This window comes from uncultured Marinobacter sp. (assembly GCF_947259545.1).
Classification (GTDB): domain Bacteria; phylum Pseudomonadota; class Gammaproteobacteria; order Pseudomonadales; family Oleiphilaceae; genus Marinobacter.
Map to the genome: position 1 here is coordinate 208,380 of NZ_CAMYMK010000008.1, position 20,185 is coordinate 228,564.

Annotated in this window: 17 protein-coding genes; 12 read left to right on the forward strand and 5 right to left on the reverse strand. The window is 57.2% G+C overall.

Annotated elements, in window-relative coordinates; translation table 11 throughout:
- The first annotated feature begins 19 nt into the window (after positions 1-19).
- The 3 genes from relA (at position 20) to Q0Y21_RS12655 (ending at position 3,587) form a co-directional block, all read left to right on the forward strand.
- Positions 20-2,257, forward strand: a complete 2,238-nt coding sequence (gene relA, locus Q0Y21_RS12645; protein WP_297795985.1) for a GTP diphosphokinase — start codon at positions 20-22, stop codon at positions 2,255-2,257.
- The gene (mazG, locus tag Q0Y21_RS12650) at positions 2,254-3,096 is read left to right on the forward strand and encodes a nucleoside triphosphate pyrophosphohydrolase (protein WP_297795988.1); all 843 of its coding nucleotides are present in this window, start codon (positions 2,254-2,256) and stop codon (positions 3,094-3,096) included. The genes relA and mazG overlap by 4 nt, the downstream gene beginning before the upstream one ends.
- A 146-nt stretch (positions 3,097-3,242) precedes the next feature.
- The gene (locus Q0Y21_RS12655) at positions 3,243-3,587 is read left to right on the forward strand and encodes a pilin assembly protein (RefSeq protein WP_297795991.1); all 345 of its coding nucleotides are present in this window, start codon (positions 3,243-3,245) and stop codon (positions 3,585-3,587) included.
- 72 nt (positions 3,588-3,659) lie between these two features.
- Here Q0Y21_RS12655 and Q0Y21_RS12660 read toward each other — a convergent pair whose 3' ends face one another.
- The gene (locus Q0Y21_RS12660; RefSeq protein WP_297795993.1) at positions 3,660-3,893 is read right to left on the reverse strand and encodes a hypothetical protein; all 234 of its coding nucleotides are present in this window, start codon (positions 3,891-3,893) and stop codon (positions 3,660-3,662) included.
- Positions 3,894-3,976: 83 nt separating this feature from the next.
- Here Q0Y21_RS12660 and ppc point away from each other — a divergent pair, with 83 nt between their 5' ends.
- The 7 genes from ppc (at position 3,977) to Q0Y21_RS12695 (ending at position 11,745) form a co-directional block, all read left to right on the forward strand.
- Positions 3,977-6,622: a phosphoenolpyruvate carboxylase gene (gene ppc, locus Q0Y21_RS12665; RefSeq protein WP_297795995.1), complete on the forward strand. Its 2,646-nt coding sequence runs from the start codon at positions 3,977-3,979 to the stop codon at positions 6,620-6,622.
- Positions 6,623-6,683: 61 nt separating this feature from the next.
- Entirely contained in the window at positions 6,684-8,054 is a 1,371-nt protein-coding gene (locus tag Q0Y21_RS12670; RefSeq protein ID WP_297795998.1) for an HDOD domain-containing protein, read from the forward strand.
- A gap of 205 nt (positions 8,055-8,259) precedes the next feature.
- Positions 8,260-8,913 (forward strand): adenylate kinase, encoded by a 654-nt coding sequence (gene adk / locus Q0Y21_RS12675; RefSeq protein WP_297796000.1) that lies wholly within the window; start codon positions 8,260-8,262, stop codon positions 8,911-8,913.
- Between the two features lie 31 nt (positions 8,914-8,944).
- Complete coding sequence (gene tsaB / locus Q0Y21_RS12680) at positions 8,945-9,640, forward strand: tRNA (adenosine(37)-N6)-threonylcarbamoyltransferase complex dimerization subunit type 1 TsaB (protein WP_297796003.1); 696 nt, start codon at positions 8,945-8,947, stop codon at positions 9,638-9,640.
- Positions 9,641-9,672: 32 nt separating this feature from the next.
- Positions 9,673-10,470, forward strand: coding sequence for an undecaprenyl-diphosphate phosphatase (locus Q0Y21_RS12685; RefSeq protein ID WP_297796005.1), 798 nt, complete (start codon positions 9,673-9,675; stop codon positions 10,468-10,470).
- Positions 10,471-10,633: 163 nt separating this feature from the next.
- The gene (locus tag Q0Y21_RS12690; RefSeq protein WP_297796008.1) at positions 10,634-10,912 is read left to right on the forward strand and encodes a UDP pyrophosphate phosphatase; all 279 of its coding nucleotides are present in this window, start codon (positions 10,634-10,636) and stop codon (positions 10,910-10,912) included.
- Complete coding sequence (locus Q0Y21_RS12695) at positions 10,912-11,745, forward strand: class I SAM-dependent methyltransferase (protein WP_297796011.1); 834 nt, start codon at positions 10,912-10,914, stop codon at positions 11,743-11,745. Before Q0Y21_RS12690 ends, Q0Y21_RS12695 begins: the two co-directional genes overlap by 1 nt.
- Before the next feature lie 11 nt (positions 11,746-11,756).
- Here the strand turns inward: Q0Y21_RS12695 and plsB are convergent, their stop codons facing one another.
- Complete coding sequence (plsB, locus tag Q0Y21_RS12700; RefSeq protein ID WP_297796013.1) at positions 11,757-14,222, reverse strand: glycerol-3-phosphate 1-O-acyltransferase PlsB; 2,466 nt, start codon at positions 14,220-14,222, stop codon at positions 11,757-11,759.
- Between the two features lie 164 nt (positions 14,223-14,386).
- Between plsB and nudC the strand changes: the two genes are divergently transcribed.
- Both nudC and murI read left to right on the forward strand, forming a co-directional pair.
- Positions 14,387-15,208 carry an NAD(+) diphosphatase gene (nudC, locus tag Q0Y21_RS12705; RefSeq protein WP_297796016.1) on the forward strand — a complete coding sequence of 274 codons (822 nt, stop codon included), beginning with the start codon at positions 14,387-14,389 and terminating at the stop codon, positions 15,206-15,208.
- A 25-nt stretch (positions 15,209-15,233) separates the two neighbouring features.
- The gene (gene murI / locus Q0Y21_RS12710) at positions 15,234-16,070 is read left to right on the forward strand and encodes a glutamate racemase (protein ID WP_297796019.1); all 837 of its coding nucleotides are present in this window, start codon (positions 15,234-15,236) and stop codon (positions 16,068-16,070) included.
- Here murI and Q0Y21_RS12715 read toward each other — a convergent pair.
- The 3 genes from Q0Y21_RS12715 to Q0Y21_RS12725 all read right to left on the reverse strand — a co-directional run bounded on the left by Q0Y21_RS12715 (position 16,048) and on the right by Q0Y21_RS12725 (position 20,171).
- The gene (locus tag Q0Y21_RS12715; protein ID WP_297796022.1) at positions 16,048-17,055 is read right to left on the reverse strand and encodes a DUF2156 domain-containing protein; all 1,008 of its coding nucleotides are present in this window, start codon (positions 17,053-17,055) and stop codon (positions 16,048-16,050) included. The genes murI and Q0Y21_RS12715 overlap by 23 nt on opposite strands.
- 51 nt (positions 17,056-17,106) lie before the next feature.
- Positions 17,107-17,760 carry a class I SAM-dependent methyltransferase gene (locus tag Q0Y21_RS12720; RefSeq protein WP_297796025.1) on the reverse strand — a complete coding sequence of 218 codons (654 nt, stop codon included), beginning with the start codon at positions 17,758-17,760 and terminating at the stop codon, positions 17,107-17,109.
- A 239-nt stretch (positions 17,761-17,999) separates the two neighbouring features.
- The gene (locus Q0Y21_RS12725) at positions 18,000-20,171 is read right to left on the reverse strand and encodes an EAL domain-containing protein (RefSeq protein WP_297796028.1); all 2,172 of its coding nucleotides are present in this window, start codon (positions 20,169-20,171) and stop codon (positions 18,000-18,002) included.
- Between the last annotated feature and the right edge of the window lie 14 nt (positions 20,172-20,185).

Consider the following 20,185-nt stretch of genomic DNA (forward strand, 5'->3'; position numbering starts at 1 on the left):
CGGGAATAACAAAGCCGATATGGTAAAAGTTCGCGAAGATTACGCAATCACCGGCGATGGGCAGGTCGATATCGGGCGCTGGGTGCGCCAGATCGAATCCCAGACCCGCCTGGAGAATGTGGACCAGTTTCGCCGTGCCTGTGAGAAAGCGGCAGAGATCGATCTGCAGGCTTTTCGCGAGGACCGCCTTTGGGCCGAGGGGGCCAGCAGTTTCCGCACCGGCATTGAAATGGCGCAGGTGCTGGCGGAACTTCACCTCGACCAGGCCAGCCTGGTGGCTGCGATACTTTACCGTGCGGTGCGCGAGGAGAGAGTGCCCCTCGAGGAGATTCGCAAAGAGTTTGGCGATGAGGTGGCCGGGCTGATCAATGGTGTGCAGCAGATGGCTGCCATCTCCTCGATCCATCATCCGCTGAAGGGCAATGTGCTGGGCCAGAGTGAAGGCCAGCTCGATAACGTCCGCAAGATGCTGGTGACCATGATCGACGATGTTCGCGTGGCGCTGATCAAGCTGGCGGAACGGACCTGTGCCATCCGGGCAGTCAAGAACGCCTCCGAAGAAAAGCGTATGCGTGTGGCCCGCGAGGTGTTTGACATCTACGCGCCGTTAGCCCATCGGCTGGGTATCGGGCATATCAAGTGGGAACTGGAAGACCTGTCTTTCCGCTACCTCCATGCCTCGGCCTACAAGAAAATTGCCAAGCTGCTGGACGAGAAGCGCCTCGACCGGGAGCGTTACATCCGTCGGGTGATCGATACCCTGAAAACCGAACTCAAAAACTTCGGCATCGAGGGAGAACTGTCGGGGCGAGCCAAGCATATCTACAGCATCTGGCGGAAGATGCGGCGCAAGGGCATCGATTTTTCCCAGGTCTATGATATCCGGGCGGTGCGTGTGCTGGTGCCTGAAGTGCGGGACTGCTACGCCGCACTGGGTATTGTGCACACCTTGTGGCGCCATATACCCAATGAGTTTGATGACTACATCGCCAACCCCAAGGAAAATGGTTACCAGTCCCTGCATACCGCCGTAATCGGCCCTGAGGGTAAGGTTATGGAAGTGCAGATCCGTACCCACAAGATGCACGAGGAGGCGGAGCTGGGCGTGTGCGCTCACTGGCTCTACAAGGGTACGGATAAGAGCAACCGCTCCACCGGTTACGATGCCAAGATCAACTGGTTGCGTCAGGTCCTGGAGTGGCAGGAGGAACTGGGTGACCTGTCGGGGCTTGCTGATCATCTCAAAAGTGATGTGGCGTCCGACCGGGTGTATGTGTTTACACCCGAAGGGCATGTAGTGGACCTGCCCCAGGGAGCCACAGCGGTGGACTTTGCCTACCGGGTTCACACAGAGATCGGCCACGCCTGCCGTGGGGCCCGGGTCAACAGTCGGATTGTGCCTCTGACCTATCCCCTGAAAACTGGGGATCAGGTGTTTATCCTGACCTCCAACAACCCGGCACCAAGCCGTGACTGGCTGAATCCGAGTCTGGGGTATATCCAGACATCCCGGGCCCGGGCAAAAGTGACTCACTGGTTCAAGGAACAGGATCGCGGTCGTAATGTTCTGGACGGGCGAGCCATTCTGGAAGACGAGTTCCGTCGGCTGTCCCTCTATGACGTTGATCTCGGGGACCTGGCGCGAAAGGTCAATTACCACGATGCCGAGGATATGTTCGCCGCGGTTGGCGCTGGAGACCTGCGCCCCACCCACGTGGCCAATGTCGCCCAGCAGATGCTGGAACCCAGGTCCCAACAACTGGATCTTAAGCTCAGTGGTCAGCGCCGCCGCCCCTACGATACCGAATCCGATATCCGGATTCTTGGTGTGGGCAAGCTCAAAACCCAGGTGGCAAAATGCTGCAAGCCGTTACCGGGGGATGATATCGGAGGTTATATAACGGTCGGTCGCGGAGTGACGGTGCACCGGCAGGACTGCATAACCTTCCTGAACCTTCGGGATGTGGAGCCGAACCGGATCATTGAGGTGAGCTGGGGTGGTCAGCCCGCTGCGGTCTATCCCGTGGATATTGAAATCCAGGCCTATGATCGCTCGGGACTGTTGCGGGATATCACTCAGGTGTTGTCGTCTTCCAAGAGCGACGTGTTGTCCCTGAACACACTTAGCAACAAGGACGAGAACACCGCAACTATGACCGTCACGGTCGAGATTTCCAGTCTTGAACAGCTGGCAAAGCTGCTGGCCCAGATACGCAACCTGCCCAACATTATTGACGTGAGGCGTAAGCGAGGATGAGTTACTCCATTGAGGACCTGAAAACCCTGATGGCCCGGCTGCGGGATCCCGAGACCGGCTGTCCCTGGGACATCAAGCAGACCTTTAAAAGCATCGTTCCTCACACCCTGGAAGAAGCCTACGAAGTGGCGGATGCCATAGAGCGGGCCGATTATCCCCATCTTGAAGACGAGTTGGGGGACCTGCTGTTTCAGGTGATTTTCTACACCCAGATGGGCGGGGAGCAGGGGCACTTTGATTTTGATTCGGTGGTGGACAATCTGGTGCGCAAGCTGGTTCGGCGCCATCCCCATGTTTTTCCCGAGGGCACCCTAGAGAGTCGTGTGGACCCCGAAAATCGGCCTGATGAGGCTGAAATCAAGGCGAGCTGGGAACGAATCAAGGCTGAAGAGCGCGCACTGAAGCCCAGGGCCGAGGCCCGCGACAGCAGTCGGCTGGACGGTATTGCCCGGACCCTGCCGGCCATGGCTCGTGCAGAGAAGCTGCAGAAACGGGCGGCCAATCATGGCTTCGACTGGCCGGATATTGAGCCGGTCTTTGACAAGCTTCACGAGGAAATCGATGAGCTCAAGGAAGCCTGGCACGCTGCCGAAAACGGGGCCGGGGCCCGGGATGCGGTCGAGGATGAACTGGGAGACCTGCTGTTTGTCTGCGTGAACCTGGCACGGTTCATGAAAGTAAATCCTGAGCAGGCGCTGAATCGAACCAATCACAAGTTCGATGCACGTTTCCGTGCCATTGAGCGGCGCCTGGAAGGCGAAGGCCGTAATCTGGACGACGAATCCCTGGAAGCCCTGGACGCCATCTGGCAGCAGGTCAAAGGCGTGGAAAAACACTGAAAACAAAGGGTTCGGAGGGATCAGGTAGGTACAATCCGTTACCAATTTCTTGTCCCTGCAAGCGCTTCCTTCGTCTACACTTCCTGAAACGGATGCACTTTATCAGTGCGCCGTAGGCCGCAGAGAAGATGCAGGAGTGAAGGCACATGAAAATAAAAGATCTGGTCAATTACTGGGATAAGCATGCACGCGGACGTCTGACCCGGGATGCCTATTTTATGGAGTTGTCTGACCAGCATCATAAGCGACTGGAAAAGCTTGCCGCACTTTATCCGATGAAGTCACCTCAGGATCTGATGCGTGATCTGATTTCCGCTGCTCTTGATGAGCTGGAAACCAGCTTCCCGTATGTAGAGGGAACCAAAGTGGTGGCATACGATGAGGACGGCTTTGAGATCTACGAGGATCAGGGGATGACCCCGCGCTTCGTCAGTCTCAGCCAGAAGCACATTCAGCGCCTGAAAGCCCGTCAGCTGGAGTCTGTTGCCTGACCAGGCCGCTTCACTGAACTCTGGCTTCTCCCGTCGGGGTGGTAGCGCCACCCCGAACCGACGCCTTCTGCGCTATTTTTCTTTCCCCTCGAGTTTATCCTTGAGCGGACTCTGCCTGACCAGATCGTCCAGCGCAGCTCCGATCATGTCATTGAGTATGTCGCTTTCCGACCGGTCCGGATAGAGCTCCGCCAGGGCAGCGACTCGTGCAGCATCTTCCAGCGGCAGTCGCAGGTTGTAGTCGTGGGTCCGTTCGACGTCTTCTTTCTTTTGTTCCCAGTGCTTTGGCAGATCAGTGACTTTCATGAATTCTCCTTGCGACTACGGGCTTTAATCGTTATTAGTATCGTTAGTTTACTTCGCCTTCGTCAATTTAAAAGGACGTCAATGTGACTGAGTTACATCCCGACCTTCGAGAAAACGTTCGCATGCTCGGTGAATTGCTGGGCCAAAGCATCCGGCGTCACCCGGGGCAGGACTGTTACGAGCTGATTGAGGAGATCCGTGCCGCCGCCAAAGCGGATCGCCGCCATGAAACTGGTTCCGGGCAGCGTCTCGTCAGCCTGTTGGGAAAGCTCGAAGATGAGGAACTGCTGCCCGTCACCCGGGCGTTCAACCAGTTTCTGAACCTGGCCAACCTGGCGGAACAGTATCATGGTATTCGTCGCAAACGCGGGCATGAATCGGACCTGATGGTGGAGTCCCTGCAACAGGTGTTTGAGCGTCTCACGTCGTCAGGAATCAGTACCGACGAGCTGCACCGGCGGGTAGCGGATCTGAGTATCGAGTTCGTGATGACGGCGCACCCCACCGAGGTGGCCCGCCGCACACTGATCATGAAATACGATGAAATGTCTGACTGTCTGTCCAGGCTGGACCATGACGACCTGTTACCGACCGAACGGGACGAGATCGTCGACCGACTGGCCCAGCTAATATCGGAAGCCTGGCACACCGATGAGATCCGACACGAGCGACCGACCGCGGTAGATGAGGCCAAGTGGGGGTTCGCCGTTATCGAGAACAGCCTCTGGCAGGCATTGCCAAAGTTCCTCAGAAGTCTTGATCTGTCGTTATCAGAAGTGACTGGTCAGGGCTTGCCCCTGGATGCGGCTCCCATTCGCATTGCTTCCTGGATGGGCGGGGACCGGGACGGCAACCCTAACGTCACCCATCAGGTCACCCGGGAGGTGTTTCTGCTGGGACGCTGGATGGCTGCCGATCTTTACCTGCGTGATATCCAGGCGCTGCGTGCCGAGCTGTCCATGTGGCAGGCCAATGATGAACTGAGGGCACTGGCTGGCGATAGCCGCGAACCATACCGTCACGTGTTGGCAGGACTGCGGGACCGGCTGATCAAGACCCGTGACTGGGCAGAGGCCTGCGTTAATGGAGAGGCCGGTGACGCCACGGATATTCTGTTTGAAAACCGGGACTTCATCGAACCGCTGGAGATATGTTACCGCTCGTTGGTGGACTGTGGTCTTGAGGGTATTGCCGATGGCCCTCTACTGGATACCATCCGGCGTTCTCACACGTTTGGCCTCACGTTGATCCGCCTGGATATCCGTCAGGAAGCATCCCGGCATGCCCAGGCAGTGGCAGAAATGGTGGATTACCTTGAGCTGGGAGATTATCTGTCCTGGAATGAGGATCAGCGCCAGCAGTTCCTGTTAAAAGAACTCCAGGGGCGTCGTCCCCTGGTGCCAAGGCATTGGGAGCCCTCCGAAGAGGTGAAGGAGGTGCTTGCCACCTGCGAGGTGATTGCGCAGCAGACGCCTGAAGCTCTGGGATCCTATGTCATTTCCATGGCCAGCAAACCCTCCGACGTACTCAGTGTGATTCTGTTGCTGCGTGAATCGGGTATGACCTTCCCGATGCGGGTAGTCCCGCTGTTCGAGACACTGGATGATTTGACCGGTGCACCGCAGAGCATGGCGGCCCTGTACGAAGTGGATTGGTACCGGGACTATTGCGGCGGGCGCCAGGAGGTGATGATTGGTTACTCCGACTCCTCCAAGGACGCTGGCCAGTTGATGGCTGCCTGGGCACAGTATCAGGCTCAGGAAAAGCTCACGGCGGTTGCTGCCGTCTACGGGGTTCACCTGACGCTGTTTCATGGTCGCGGTGGTACTGTCGGACGAGGTGGTGGTCCGGCCAACCGGGCCATCCTGTCCCAGCCTCCAGGATCGGTGAATGGCAGTTTCCGGATCACCGAGCAGGGCGAGATGATCCGTTTCAAATTCGGCTTGCCGCGTCTCGCGGAGCAGAGCCTCACGCTTTACACCACCGCCGTCATTGAAGCGACGCTGGCCCCACCGCCCGAACCGGAGCCGCAATGGCGTGAAACCATGGACTGGCTGACTGAGCGGTCCCTCAAGGCCTATCGGGAGGTGGTGAGGGAAGACCCTGATTTTGTACCTTACTTCCGTCAGGTTACTCCGGAACAGGCGCTGGGCAAGCTGGCATTGGGAAGCCGCCCGGCGCGTCGCAAGGCGACCGGTGGCGTGGAGAGTCTGCGGGCAATCCCGTGGATCTTCGCCTGGACTCAAATGCGGTTGATGTTGCCGAGTTGGCTCGGTAGCGACGTGGCCCTTGAGGATGCAGCCAGAAATGACCGGCTGCCGGTACTGCGAGAGATGATGCAGGGGTGGCCATTCTTCCGTACCTACGTGGACATGCTGGAAATGGTGTTGGCCAAATCTGACCTGCGAATCGCCAGTTATTACGAGCAGACCCTGATTGAAGATGACAGTCTAAAAAGGCTGGGGGAAAGCCTTCGTGAACGGCTGAAAGGCTGTATTGAGCGGCTGCTGGAGCTGAAAGGGCAGGAGACCCTGCTGGAGGGTGAGCCGGTGTTTGCCCATTCCATGCGAGTGCGGAACCCGTATACTGATCCCCTGCATTACCTCCAGGCTGAACTGCTCAAGCGGGATCGTGAAAATGAGGGCAAGGACGACGTGCCGGAAATGGTCGGCAGAGCCTTGAAGGTAACCATGGCGGGTATTGCCGCCGGTATGCGTAATACCGGCTGATCAGACCCGATGATGTGTGGCTGGCTGTGTGCCGGCCAATACGGACAACAGGAGTAACGCCGTGGCTGTAGCTGCGCGACTGCAAAATTTTCTCGCCCGTAAGGGCATTCCTTATACAGAGCAGCCAATTGATCAGGTCGTGAACCTGGATTCAGCGGTGATTGCATCGGGTCAGCCCCAGGATCAGTTCATCCGTGCCACTCTGCTGATCGACATCAACGGTGTGGTCATGGCAGTGCACGGCTTTAACAGTGCTCTCGATATGGATGCGGTACAGCAGTTGACAGGGCGTCGGCTTCAGCCTCTGACGGCTCGCCAGAGCGACCGTTTGTTTGCCGACTGTGATCCCGGTTTTCAGCCCCCGATCGGCGGAGCCTATGATATACCGGTACTGGTTGATGAGGATGTACTGGAGTATCCCCGCGCCCTGATGACCAGTGGCAGCGACCATACCCTTATTGAACTGGATGGGCGGGCATTGCGCCTGGCGCTGGCTGGCTCCCGTGGTGGGCATCTGGTGATCCGTGGTCAGGCGACGGCTGAGCGGGACGCCCTGACCCTTGAAGAAGTCGCGGACAAGTTGCAAAAGCTCTATCGCCTTCCGCCGATGCCTGCGCTTGCCCTGAAGATCCTGAAATTGACCGGCAATACTGAGGCCACGGCCAGGGAGCTGGCGGAGCTCATCGAGTTTGATCCCAGCCTGACGGCCCAGATCATGCGTTATGCCCGATCGGCACTGTTCAATTATCCGGGACAGATCAATTCGGTGCAGGATGCTGTGACCCGGGTCCTCGGATTCGACAGAGTGGCGCACATTGCTCTGGGCATTGCGTCGGTCCGGGCCTTTGATGTGCCCCGTCAGGGAATGCTGGGAATGGATAGCTTCTGGCGTCATTCCCTCTATTGTGCGTTTCTGTGCCAGCGTATTGCCTCCTACTGCAATGAAGACAAGAGCCTGGCGTATCTGTGCGGCCTTTTGCACAACTTTGGACTGTTGTTGGTAGGGCACCTTTTCCCCAGTGAGTTTGACGAATTGAATACGCTTCGGGAAGCGAATCCTGAAGCCAGTATGCATTCCCTGGAACAGCAGGTATTCGGAGCGAGCAGTGGTCAGGATGTCCTGACGGTCGGCCATGGTGCTATTGGCGGTATCCTGCATCGTTTGTGGCAATTGCCGGATCCGGTGATCAAGGCGGCCGGAATGCATCAGCAAGCCGGATACCATGGTGAGAATGAAAACTACGTGCTGATGGTGCAACTGGCCAATGGACTGCTGAAAGAGCGTGGTATCGGTGACGAATTCAACCCGGATGACCTCACGGCGCTGGCCGGCGCGCTGGGATTGGGTGAGGACGCCGTCGAAGCCATCAACGCCAGCATTGACGACGTAGCCGGGGAACTGGACGCACTGGCGGTGTCCCTGTCAACCTGATCCCCTTGGCAGTTCCGGGTATCCTGTGTCCCCAAATGGTGCATGATACGGAGGTCGACTTTCTCTAAGGCGGCTGACTTCGTATAATGCTCCTTCGCCGGCTCCGGCTTGCACCTGTTCCTGCTCGAGAGGCTTTCGCAAAGGCACACGTTTTTGCCATAGCTTTTCAAACGATAATGACTAAATATTATGGGAGCACAGCGTTATGCGAATTATCATGTTAGGCGCGCCGGGCGCGGGGAAGGGGACCCAGGCCCAGTTCATTACCGAGCGTTTTGACATCCCCCAGATTTCCACCGGCGATATGTTGCGGGCAGCGGTCAAGGCCGAGTCCGAGCTGGGTAAGCAGGTCAAGGAAGTGATGGCGACCGGTGGTCTGGTGTCTGACGATATCATCATTGCGCTGATTGAAGAACGTATCCAGCAGCCGGACTGCAAGAATGGCTTCCTGCTCGACGGCTTCCCCCGCACAATTCCTCAGGCCGAGGCATTGAAAGACCAGGGTATCGACATTGATTACGTGGTTGAGATTGCCGTGGATGACGAGGAAATCGTCAGCCGTCTGTCCGGTCGCCGAGTACACGAAGGCAGCGGCCGTATTTACCACGTCAAATACGATCCGCCCAAGCAGGAAGGCAAGGACGACGAGACCGGCGAGCCGCTGGTTCAGCGTGAGGACGACAAGGAAGAGACCGTACGTAAGCGCCTGTCCATCTACCATGAGCAGACAGCTCCGCTGATTGGCTATTATCAGGACTGGGCCGAGAAGGACGCCAGTGCCGCACCCAAATACGTGCGCGTGGAAGGTGTTGGTAGCCTGGATGCAATTCGCGACCAGATCCTTCAGGCACTGAAGTAATCCGCACAACCTTGAGGCAACCGCAGCATCTGTGAAGTTACTGGCACTGGATACCTCATCGGAAGGCTGCTCGGCTGCGTTGCTGGTTAACGGCAGCGTCACCGAGCGCTTTGATCTGGCCCCCCGTGGTCATACCCGCCTGCTGATGCCGATGATTCGCGAGTTGCTGGCCGAGCAGAACCTGGCGCCAGCGGACCTGGATGCGCTGGCGTTTGCCTGTGGCCCGGGATCCTTCACCGGCCTTCGTATCGCCACAGGCGTAATTCAGGGGCTCGCGTGGGGGCTGGAAATACCGGTTATTCCTGTTTCTTCCCTGGCCACGGTCGCCCTGAATGCGATTGAACGCTTCGATGTTGCAGAAGGGGACGGACTTGCTGTCGCTTTCGATGCGCGTATGGGGGAGGTGTACTGGGGCTGTTTTCAAGCCCGAGGGGGCTTGCCTGTGCCGATGATGTCGGAGCGTGTCTGTTCCCCGGAGTCCGTCAGCCTGCCGCCTTTGGATGGTTGCTGGTATGGTGCCGGGCAGGGCTGGCAATTGCGGGAACAGATGCCGCAATCCCTGGTGTCTGCTGTCTCGAAAACTGATGACACCCTGGTGCCGCGAGCCAGCTATGTGGTGCGTCTTGCCAGCCATGAACTGATCGCTGGCCGCGGTGTGTCGGCTGCCGAAGCTCAGCCGGTGTATGTTCGTGACGAAGTGACCTGGAAGAAACTGCCTGGTCGCTGATCAACCCTCTCCCGTTTCCGGAACCTTTGCCGATGGATTTGTGGCATATCATTGCCCTTGCTGTTATTCAGGGACTGACGGAATTTCTCCCGATCAGCAGTTCCGCTCACCTTATTTTGCCTTCGCAGGTACTTGGCTGGCCTGATCAGGGGCTGGCCTTTGACGTTGCTGTCCATTTGGGCACACTGGCGGCGGTGATGTGGTATTTTCGCCGTGAGGTATACCGGCTCAGCTTGGCCTGGGCAGCGGATACCGCTCGAGGACGGATAGGCGAGGATAGCGGCCTGGCCTGGGCGGTGATCGTGGGCACCATACCCGCCGGTCTGGCGGGCCTGTTGCTCAATGACTTTATTGAGACTGAATTGAGGTCCGGCCTGGTCATTGCTGCCTCCACCGTTGGTTTCGGGCTGGTGCTTTGGTGGTCTGATGCCGTTGGGCGTCGGACGAGGGAGTTGCCGGCGCTCACTATAAAAGACGCTATGGTGATCGGCCTGGCGCAGGCCCTGGCCCTGATTCCGGGAACCTCCCGCTCGGGTATTACCATCACTGCTGCGTTGTTCCTGGGATTAAAAAGGGAAGCTGCCGCCAGGTTCTCATTCCTGTTATCCATCCCCCTGATCCTGGCTGCCGGGTTGTTGAAGACGCTGGAGCTGGTCGAGCAGGGCGGTGCGACCGACTGGGCGGCTATTTTTCTGGGTACCCTGTTGTCGTTTGTGAGTGCGGTTATCTGTATCCACCTGTTCCTGAAGTTCCTTGAGCGTCTGGGTATGATGCCATTCGTAATCTACCGCTTGCTGCTGGGACTGCTGCTTGTTGTCATGCTGTGGTAGGTTGGTTAAAAACTGTTCGTCAGGCTTTTAAATTGAGTGGCGATCTTCCATACTCATACTCCACTTTTCTTTCCGGTTTTCATGCATGATCGGCGGCGTTAATTCCAACAGTAGCCTCCCTTACCAGTCTGGTAATAACAGCCCGGTCCGGGAGCGAAGTGATGTGGCGCGGACGCCCGCCTCTTCTCCTGACCGGAGTGCCGAGGGCGTAAGGCGTGATCTGGCTGAAGGCCGCCCCGAGACTGCCCCTCGCCAGGTGAATACCGAATCACTGGAACGTCGCGTGGAAGCGCGTCGGGCTGCGGAAGATGCTCGGCTGGAGCGCTTTCGAGCAGATGAGTTGCCATTGTCCACGTCCCGTGCCTTGTCCACGTTCACCGATATCGCGGCTCGCGGCGATAACGGAGAGAATGGGCTGGTCGGTATCGATATCCTGGTCTGATGTCACCGGCTACGCCCAATTCAGAACTTTCCCTTGCCGTGGCATGCAGTCCTCTGGGTGATGAATCACAGGCCCGTGAACTGGCCGCGGAATTGGCCATTCCTTTTCTGGGGGCGGTCAAGCCCAAGCTGGTGTCAGACTTTCCCGTCCTGTTACTGTTTGATGAACAGGGGCTGTGCCTGCAGGTGACTGGAAAAGGCGCACCCGGGCCGGTGCGGGCGGAATTCGTATCAGGAAAGGCCGGTTACCGTCGTGAGCACGGCGGTGGGACCGGGCAGCTGGTTGCCAAGGCTATCGGTCTGCAAAAGACCCGTGTTCCGTTGCATGTGGTGGATGCCACGGCAGGCCTGGGGCAGGATGCGTTTGTTCTGGCGGGGTTAGGGTGTCGGGTCACTCTTTTTGAGCGTAATCCGGTCATTCACGCTCTTTTGGCGGATGGTCTGGCCAGGGCAGCGTTGAACACCGACTGTGCCCCCATCATTGCCAGGATGACGCTGCGGGCTGGCAGTAGCAGGGCATGGCTCGAGAGTCTTGAAGAAAGCGAAGAGGGAGAAGCAGCGGATATTGTGTATCTCGACCCGATGTTCCCACACCGGGACAAGTCCGCGCTGGTGAAAAAGGAAATGCAGGTGTTTCGCACGGTGGTGGGGGACGATGACGATACCGGGGAGCTGCTGGCCGCCGCGCTGAAAGCTGCCGCCTACCGGGTGGTGGTCAAGCGTCCCCGTAAGGCGCCGGCCATTGATGGGCCCGAACCGGCTACCCGCATTGAAGGCAAGAGCAGCCGCTACGACATATACCCGATCAAAGCGCTACCGAGTGGTAACGCCTGATAGATTCGGGATCAGGCACCGAGCATGGTGACCTGCTGGATGGCTTGGCGTTTCTCAACACTCAGCACCAGGCGAGCGTCTTCCGCCACCTCGTCCAATCCATCCGTATAACAGAGCAGACCGTTATCATCGGTGGTGATGACGCCGTTTTTCTGCATATTGGCAATGAAGTTGCGGAACAGGCTCTTGTCGAAAAACTCCGGGGCGTTCAAACCGAACAGGATCGACATACGCTCCGCGAGCAGGGTGCTTTGTTCTTCAAGCTCGGCAGCGCTGATCCGGCCGGAACCGTACTTTCGAAGAATGCCAATGGCAATGTGATAGCGTTCCAGGGTCTGGATGATAAACCGGGACAGGACCCGCAGGCGCAGCATGGCATCGGTGCCTTCTTCCGGACGGTGAACCCGACCGTTCTCTTCAGCGATCAGACCCTTTTCAATCATCAGGTCAATCCATTGATTGATGACCCCTTCCACCTCATCCGACTCGTACTTCAGGAACAGCTCCGACTGAAAGTAGGGATAGGCCACACTGGCCAGAAATACGATCTTGTCGCGCTGGAGTGAATTCTTGTTCTCAAACAGGCTGGCAATCAGCGAGGGCAAAGCGAACAGATGCTGGATGTTGTTGCGATAGTAGGTCATCAGAATGGCATTGCTGCCTTCCAGGGCAATGATGTCACCCAGCTTTTGCGGTTGGCGGGTGACCAGCCCCATGGTCTCACAGTAGGCCACCCAGTCCTTGCCACTGCCCTCGGGCATGGTGACGGTATCGGCGTAAGGGAAGGCCTTCAGCAGGTCGGCGTACTGATCCATCAGGCGGATAAGCTGGCTTTCGTCCATGGCCAGCCGCTCGGTACCCAGTAGCACGGTGGCGGTCATACCGATGGGATTCACCGCCACCGAGGCGTTGATATTGGCCGCCACGCGGGTGGCCAGCCTGTCCACTGCTTCCGGCAGCCAGGATGGACGATACTCGGCGTCGAAAGCCTCGTCGCGCCAGCTCGGATGAACGTCATTCAGTACGTCCTCAAGGGGAATCGCCTCGCCGAAATTCACGGCCACCCGGCCAAAGGAATTGCTCAGCTTGCGCACGGTCTTGGCCAGTCCAAACACGCTTTCCTTCTGTTTTTTCTTGCCTCGCAGTTCACCGAGGTAAGAGCGCCCCTCCATAACCTTCTCGTAGCCCACGTAAACCGGCACAAACACAATGGGTTTGCGATGGTTACGCAGGAAACTGCGGACGGTCATGGCCAGCATGCCGGGCCGTGGCTGGAGCATGCGGCCGGTGCGGCTGCGGCCCCCTTCCACGAAATATTCCACCGAATAACCCCGGGTGAACATGACGTGCATGTATTCATTGAATACCGTGGCGTAGAGCGGATTGTCCTTGAAGCTGCGACGCATGAAAAAGGCACCGCCCCGGCGCAGTATGGGGCCGACAATGGGCATGTTCAGGTTGATGCCGGCGGCAATGTGCGGCGGCATCAGGCCGTTCTTGTAGAGCACGTAGGACAGCAGTAGGTAATCAATGTGGGAGCGGTGGCAGGGGACATACACCACAGCGTTGTCCTGGGCCACTTCCTTGGCAACGCGGATATTGTTTACGGCGATGCCGTTGTAAATACGGTTCCACAGCCAGGACAGCACCACCTCCAGGAAGCGGATGGTGACGATCGACATGCTGGCGGCGATTTCGTCAGCGTACTTGTAGGCCTTTGCACGGACCTTCTCCGGCGGAATGTCGTCCTGGCGGGCGGTTTCCCGGATGGCTTCTTTTACCGCCTGGGTGCGCACCAGCCCTTCCACCAGGGTCCGGCGGTGGGACAGATCCGGACCCAGTACGGCCTGACGAACACGGCGGAAGTGGGTGCGCAGAATGCGGGCCAGTTTACGGTTGGCTCGTTCTTCACTGTGGCGGTATTCCTCAATCACCTGTTTCAGGGACAGCGGCTGGTTGAACTGAACGTAGGTGCTGCGGCCGTGCAGCATGATGATCAGCAGCTTCTGGAGACGGCCAGCCACAGACCAGGTGTCGGATAATAGCAACTTGACCAGAGACTTTTCCTTGTCTGGAGAGCGGCCCCAGAACAGTGATACCGGTACGATCTGGACATCCTTTTCCGGATTTTCCAGGCCGTAACGGACCAGCGCCTTGAATTCCGAGGTGGGCACCGGGGTTTGTCGCTTCTGGAAGAGGCCGCCGATGCGTCGATACAGGAAGAAAAACGAATGTACCGGCCCGTTCTTTACCGGTAGTGATGCTTCAGCGCCTGGCAAGTCGCCTCGCAACACTTCCTGTTCGAGGACCAGGCGGCTGGACATGGAGCTGTATTGCAGCACATAGCAGACAGGTTTGTCGGGATCGAGCCCGAGCGCTTCGCGACTGTTGCCACTGACGTCCGTTCTGACCCACAGGAACAGAATCTTGCGGAAAAAAGTCAGAATCAGGCTGCGAAGGGCCTGTAAAATTCGCATAAAGTGTTGCTCCGGTCTACAAAACAGGGGCTAAGTTTACTTGGTTGTGTGCAGGGCGGAAAGACGTGCCAGCGTTCTGCTGTGGTGTTCCGTGTGATACATTTCCCGCTGACTGGATGCATCGGAAACCCGTAGAAAAACACTATCTGCTTCAGGATTCGTTTATGACGTCATGGCTGCCAGGCTGGTCAACAACGCCACCCGGATCAGATGATCTGGTGCTGGCGATCACCGGAAACAGTGTCGTGAGAGTGGATGGCCACTGGCTGATCCGTTGGCATCAGGTAGCGGCGCTTGCGACCGGGGACCTCGCCCCGGTAAGCCTTGGGCAGTGGGGTGTACAGCCGCTTTACGTGGTTGAGCTTGATGCGGATCGTTTGCCGGAAATGATGGAAACGATCCCTCTGAGGGATGCGATTCTGATGATGGATGACGCTCCCGCCGAGATGTTGGGTACCGGATTCCAGGTTTGGCAATGGTGGCAGGATCACCGTTTTTGTGGTCGCTGTGGTGGTGTCACCGGTCTCCATCCCCTGGAGCGTGCCAAGTGGTGTGAACCCTGTGGTATCCCCTGGTATCCACGGGTTGCTCCCTGTGTCATCGTGGTTATTCGCAGGGAAGATCGTATGCTTTTGGCCCGATCGTCCCGGGTCAAGCGCCATTTTTATAGCCTGATTGCCGGCTTTGTGGAGCCGGGAGAAGGTCTGGAGCAGGCTGTTGTCCGTGAGGTAAAGGAAGAAACCGGGCTCGATGTGAACAATATTCGCTATCGCTCGTCCCAGCCCTGGCCTTTTCCGCACCAGCTGATGGTTGGCTTTTTTGCGGATTACCGTGGTGGCGACCTGGTCCTCCAGGAGGATGAGCTGGCGGACGCAGATTGGTATAACCCGGATGAGTTGCCGCCGGTGCCACCGGTCACCACCATCGCCGGTCGCCTGATTCGGGAGATGGCAGAGGAATTGAAACAGACGCAGGAAAACCAATGAAGTTGCTGAGAAGGGTGGTGTAACAGTGCCGCGTGTTCTGGTTTTTGACTCCGGTGTGGGTGGGCTGAGCGTGTCAGCCTGTATCCGGCAGCGCCTGCCTTTCGTTGAACAGGTGTATGTGGCAGATAACGCCGGTTTCCCCTACGGCGATCAGCCTGAATCCGTGGTCACCCTGCGTTGCCAGCGGTTGATTTCCGAAGCGCTCCAGGTATTTCCCTGTGATGTCATTGTGGTGGCCTGTAACACGGCCAGTACCGTGGTGTTGCCGGATTTGCGGTCGATGACATCGATTCCCGTGGTCGGTGTCGTGCCGGCGGTCAAACCGGCAGCCGCCTGCAGTCAGAATCGTCGTATTGGCATTCTGGCCACACCAGCAACCATTCGTCGCCCTTATCTGGAAGAGTTGATTCGGGAATTCGCCGCTGATTGTCAGGTTGAGCGAATCGGTCAGCCGGAGCTTGTGCGCTGGATTGAGGATTCCGTTGCCGGACAGGAGCTCCCACAATCGTTGCTTTGTGAGGCGTTGCAGCCATTTCGAGCGGCCGGCGTCGATACCGTGGTTCTTGGTTGTACCCATTACCCGTTGATTCGGGAGCAGCTTCAGGCGTGCTTGCCCGAGGTGCGTTTTTGGGTGGATTCCGGCGATGCCATTGCCCGCCGTACGGAGTGGCTGTTGGGGCAGCAGGACAAAACCACAATCCCTTCAGCTGCCGTGTTGGACTATCCAGTGCGCGCTGCCCTGTTTTCCGGAGAAATCCCCAGTGGGCTGAGGCGCTACATGGAGGAGTCAGGGTTGGCCCCGGATGAGATCCGGGGCCACTGGCCCGGTGATGAAGGGGTTACAACAGCCGGGTCAGCTTGAACATCGCCAGAAATTCCAGCGCCGGGATGGTCTTACGGTGGCAGCAGTAGGTCTTGAATATGTCACCACGGAAGCGGGATTTGGTGAATTCCAGTCCCTTGAAGTTGTACAGGAAGTTCCCGCGCTTGTAGAGGCTGTGGAATATACGCTTGAGTAAGCGGCTTTCCTGATGCTCGGTTGCCGGGTCCAGCGACAGCGGAATCAGTCCCAGATCCAGATAGGGCACACCTTCCGAGCGAAACACCTCCATAGCGTGAGCCATCAGTGTATAGAAAATACCCTGCCTGAAATCAGCGTTGGCCCTGGAAATGTTGGGTACATAGCTGACGATGTCATTGTTGTGGTAAACCGGATCAAAGTAGATAAATCCCACGGCCTTGCCATTCTGGTAGGCATAGAAATGCCGTTCATTCTCCCGGTAATCCATTTCCATGGGACGAATCAGGAACCGGATCTCCTTGCTTTTGCACTTACGGGTGCGAATCCAGGCGTCCGAGATTTGCCGGGTATGGTCGTCACTGAACCGTTCTTTCACGGTGATCCCGTTCTTTCTAGCCTGATTCAAGGCAGTACGCAGCACCTGCTTTTTCTTGCCACTGAGGGTCCAGTGTTTGAGGTCGATTCGGGATTCACTACCGAACTGGGTGCCAAACATTCCAAAACGCAGGTGCAGAAAGTCCACTACCGGCTTGGAGACCTGAACGTAGCAGGCGTTCGGAAAGCAATTGTGGAACTGCTCCAGAATCAGGGCGAAGTGTTCCGGGGCGCAGACCGGGTCCGACAAAACAAACGTACCGCCCCATTTGCGCATGTAGGCGATGTAGCCGACACCGGCCATATCGTAATACTTCATGCCAGGCTGAAGGGTGGAGAAAGATTGGGAATGGCTCCCGTATTTCTTCAGGTAGCTCACACGCTCCGAAAAGCTGAAGGCGCTCTCGTCCAGTGGGCGAATATCATCCAGTGCAAGAGTCTGGTCCGACATGTTAATGCTCCCCCGGTTTTTTTGTTAAGAGAGGTGTCTGAGGGATCCGGTTCAAGCCTGTTTCTGACCCAGGATCGACCAGTAGCAGTTCATGTTCAGCAGCTTGAAGTGTTTCTTGTCTGTGACTTCAAGTCCGAGGCGCTGCATGTGCTCGGGGTAGTTGTAGATCTTGTGGAAAGCGTTGTTGGCGAACAGCCAGAAAATGAAGACGGCCATGTACCAGTACATTTTCTTGAACAACCGGGCGACGAGATTACCGGTGGGGTAGCAAAAATCACCCACCACCACCTTGGCGTCCGCCTTGCCCAACCGGATCAGGTGCTCCAGAACACGCACCATCATGTCTTCGTCAAACACGTTGAGAAAGAAATTGGCAACCACCATATCGTATTGCCCGAACTCCTCGACCTTCATAATGTCGCTGTGGATACGGTGGATGTTCAGGTGAGGGGCTTCTTTCTCCTGGGCTTCGCCGAACTTGCGCAGCATGGTTTCGGACAGGTCAACCACGGTCACGTCGGCACCCAGTTCTGCAGCGCGGATGGCATCCCGGCCATGGCCCACACCGGCGAAAAGGATGCGCGATCCGGGGCGTATGGTTTCCACATCCAGCATGGCGGTCTTGCACCGGTGGATGTTCTTGCCGCTGTATAGGTTGCTGAGGAAATCGTAAGCGGGGCCAATAATTTTGTACTTGTCGCGCATGATCACTGCTGCCTGTTCAGATCCTGGGGATGCTGTCACCGTTCTTGTGATTGTTGGCTCGACTGCCTGTCGGCTTTCGGTGACAACGCCTTGTGGATCTCACTCTAGGGAAGAGGGTGTGGGAATTATGTGCAGCAACGCGCATTTCCGGATACACAAAGTAACGCAATGAAACACTTTGCAAACCAAGTCAATATTTATAATCAGAATGTCGGACAATGTTATTTGGTGGGTTGCGGTCAGAGGATGGCGGCCCGGGCAGGAAGGTGGCCCAGGCATTTTTCAATGGCCTCGGCAGGCTGGGCCGCGCCGTAGATGAAGCCCTGGATCTGATGACAGCCCAGGTGCTTCAGGTAAGTCAGCTGTTCAGTCGTCTCAACGCCTTCGGCTATGATCTCCAGTCTGAGGCCATGGGCCATGGCGATAATGGCGTTTACGATGCAGGCACCTTCTTCGCCACTGCGAATAGCTCTGACGAAGGATTGATCCACCTTGAGGGTGTGGATGGGGAGGCGGTGGATGTAATTGAGGGACGAATAGCCAGTGCCAAAATCGTCAATGGCAATGCGAACACCGAAATCAGCCAGCTCCCGCAGTTTCTGGCTGATCTGCTCCAGATCGTTCATGATCAGGTTCTCGGTAATCTCTATTTCCAGGTTTTGTGGTGGGAACTGGCTGGCACGCAACTGTTTCATCAGGGTCTCTACAAACTTCGGGTGTTCGACCTGTATGGGAGAGAGGTTTACCGCCAGGCGAAGGTGCTGCTGGCCGGAACAAATCCAGTGTCCAACATCCCGAAAGGCCTGGTTCATGACCCATTCGCTGACCTGGGTGATCAGTCTGGTTTCCTCGGCCAGGGGGAGAAAGTCCCTGGGGTAGAGCAGGCCCCTTACCGGGTGCTGCCATCGTACCAGGGCTTCCAGTCCAACCACCTGGTTGGTAGTCGCGCAAACCTGGGGCTGGTAGAACACTCTTAGCTCGTCATTTTCCAGCGCTAGGCGCAGGTCCCGTTCAAGACTGAGGCGGTTGGCCGAGTCAATACTCATGGTCTGGGAATAGAAGCGATAGCCATCTTTACCCCGCGCTTTGACGTGGTACATGGCTATGTCCGCATTCTGGATGAGGTGGTCCATGTTTTCCCCGGCTTCCGGGAAAATGGAAATGCCGATACTGACGCCGACGAACACCTCGTGTTCGTCCAGTTGGAAGGGGGCACGGAGCGCCTTGATCAGCTTCTTCGCAATCAGGCGGGCATCTTCGTGGCTGTGGATCGATGGCAGTAATAGCGTGAACTCATCTCCACCAAACCGTGACAGGGTATCGCCCTTGCGCAAGCAACGCTCAAGACGGTGGGTGACGGCCTGCAGCAAACGATCTCCCATGGCATGGCCCAGGGTGTCGTTAATTACCTTGAAGCGATCGAGATCCAGGAACATCACCGCGAGCTTCTGGTTTCCCCGGCGGGCGTGGGTGATGGCCAGTTCCAGTCGGTCCTTGAACAGGGCTCGGTTAGGCAAGCGGGTCAGCAGATCGTGGTAGGCCTGAAAATTGATAAACGCTTCTGCCTCCTTACGCTCCGTCACATCCCGGGCAGTGCCATAGTACCGGGCTTCCCGGCTGTTGATCTGACTGTCGGCACCCGCCTGCGGCCAGGTTTCCGGATCTATCGGGAAGGCGGTGATTTCAAAGTGACGATTGGCGCGAAGGCTGCCCCGGGTTTTCAGTCGGGCTTCCAGTGTGCGGGGGTTATCCGCCGAAATATTAGGGGCATTCAGGGCATAAGTGCCTCGAGCTACATCCCGGTCATCAATGATGTGGCGGAAATGACGACCACGCAGTTCCTGAGGTTTATACCCCAGCATACTTTCGACCTTGCTGTTCACAAAACAGAAGTGACCGTCGCCATCCAGCATAAAGACGATGTCCGGCGAGCTGTTGACGATGTAACGATGCAGCGCCTCAGACTTTTCGAGGCGGCCGCGGATATGTTCGTGGGCCCGTATCAGGGCCCGTTTTTCCAGCACGCTTTCAACGGTGGCGAGGAGTTCGTCGGGATCGAAGGGTTTGCGAATATAGTCCAGAGCACCACGGCGCAGGGCGCGGCTGACCGAGTCAAAGGAACTCTCGCCGCTGACAACGACAATGCCGCAATCCGGTTGGCGGGAGGTGATGTGCCTCATGACGTCGAATCCGTCCAGCCCCGGCATGCGCAAATCCAGCATCGCAAGGTCAAATGTCTGGCAGTCGATCAGCCGGCAGGCGTTGTGACCATCGGCGGCTTCAGTGACATTGTATTCCTGGCTGCGAAGCAGGGAACCAAGGCTCGCCAGTAACCTCGGTTCATCATCAACCACTAGAACCCGTGCAGGTAACGGGTCGCTTAAAGGCTGTTCGAAGTGCGCAGGTTTCATCGGTGTTTGCCTGT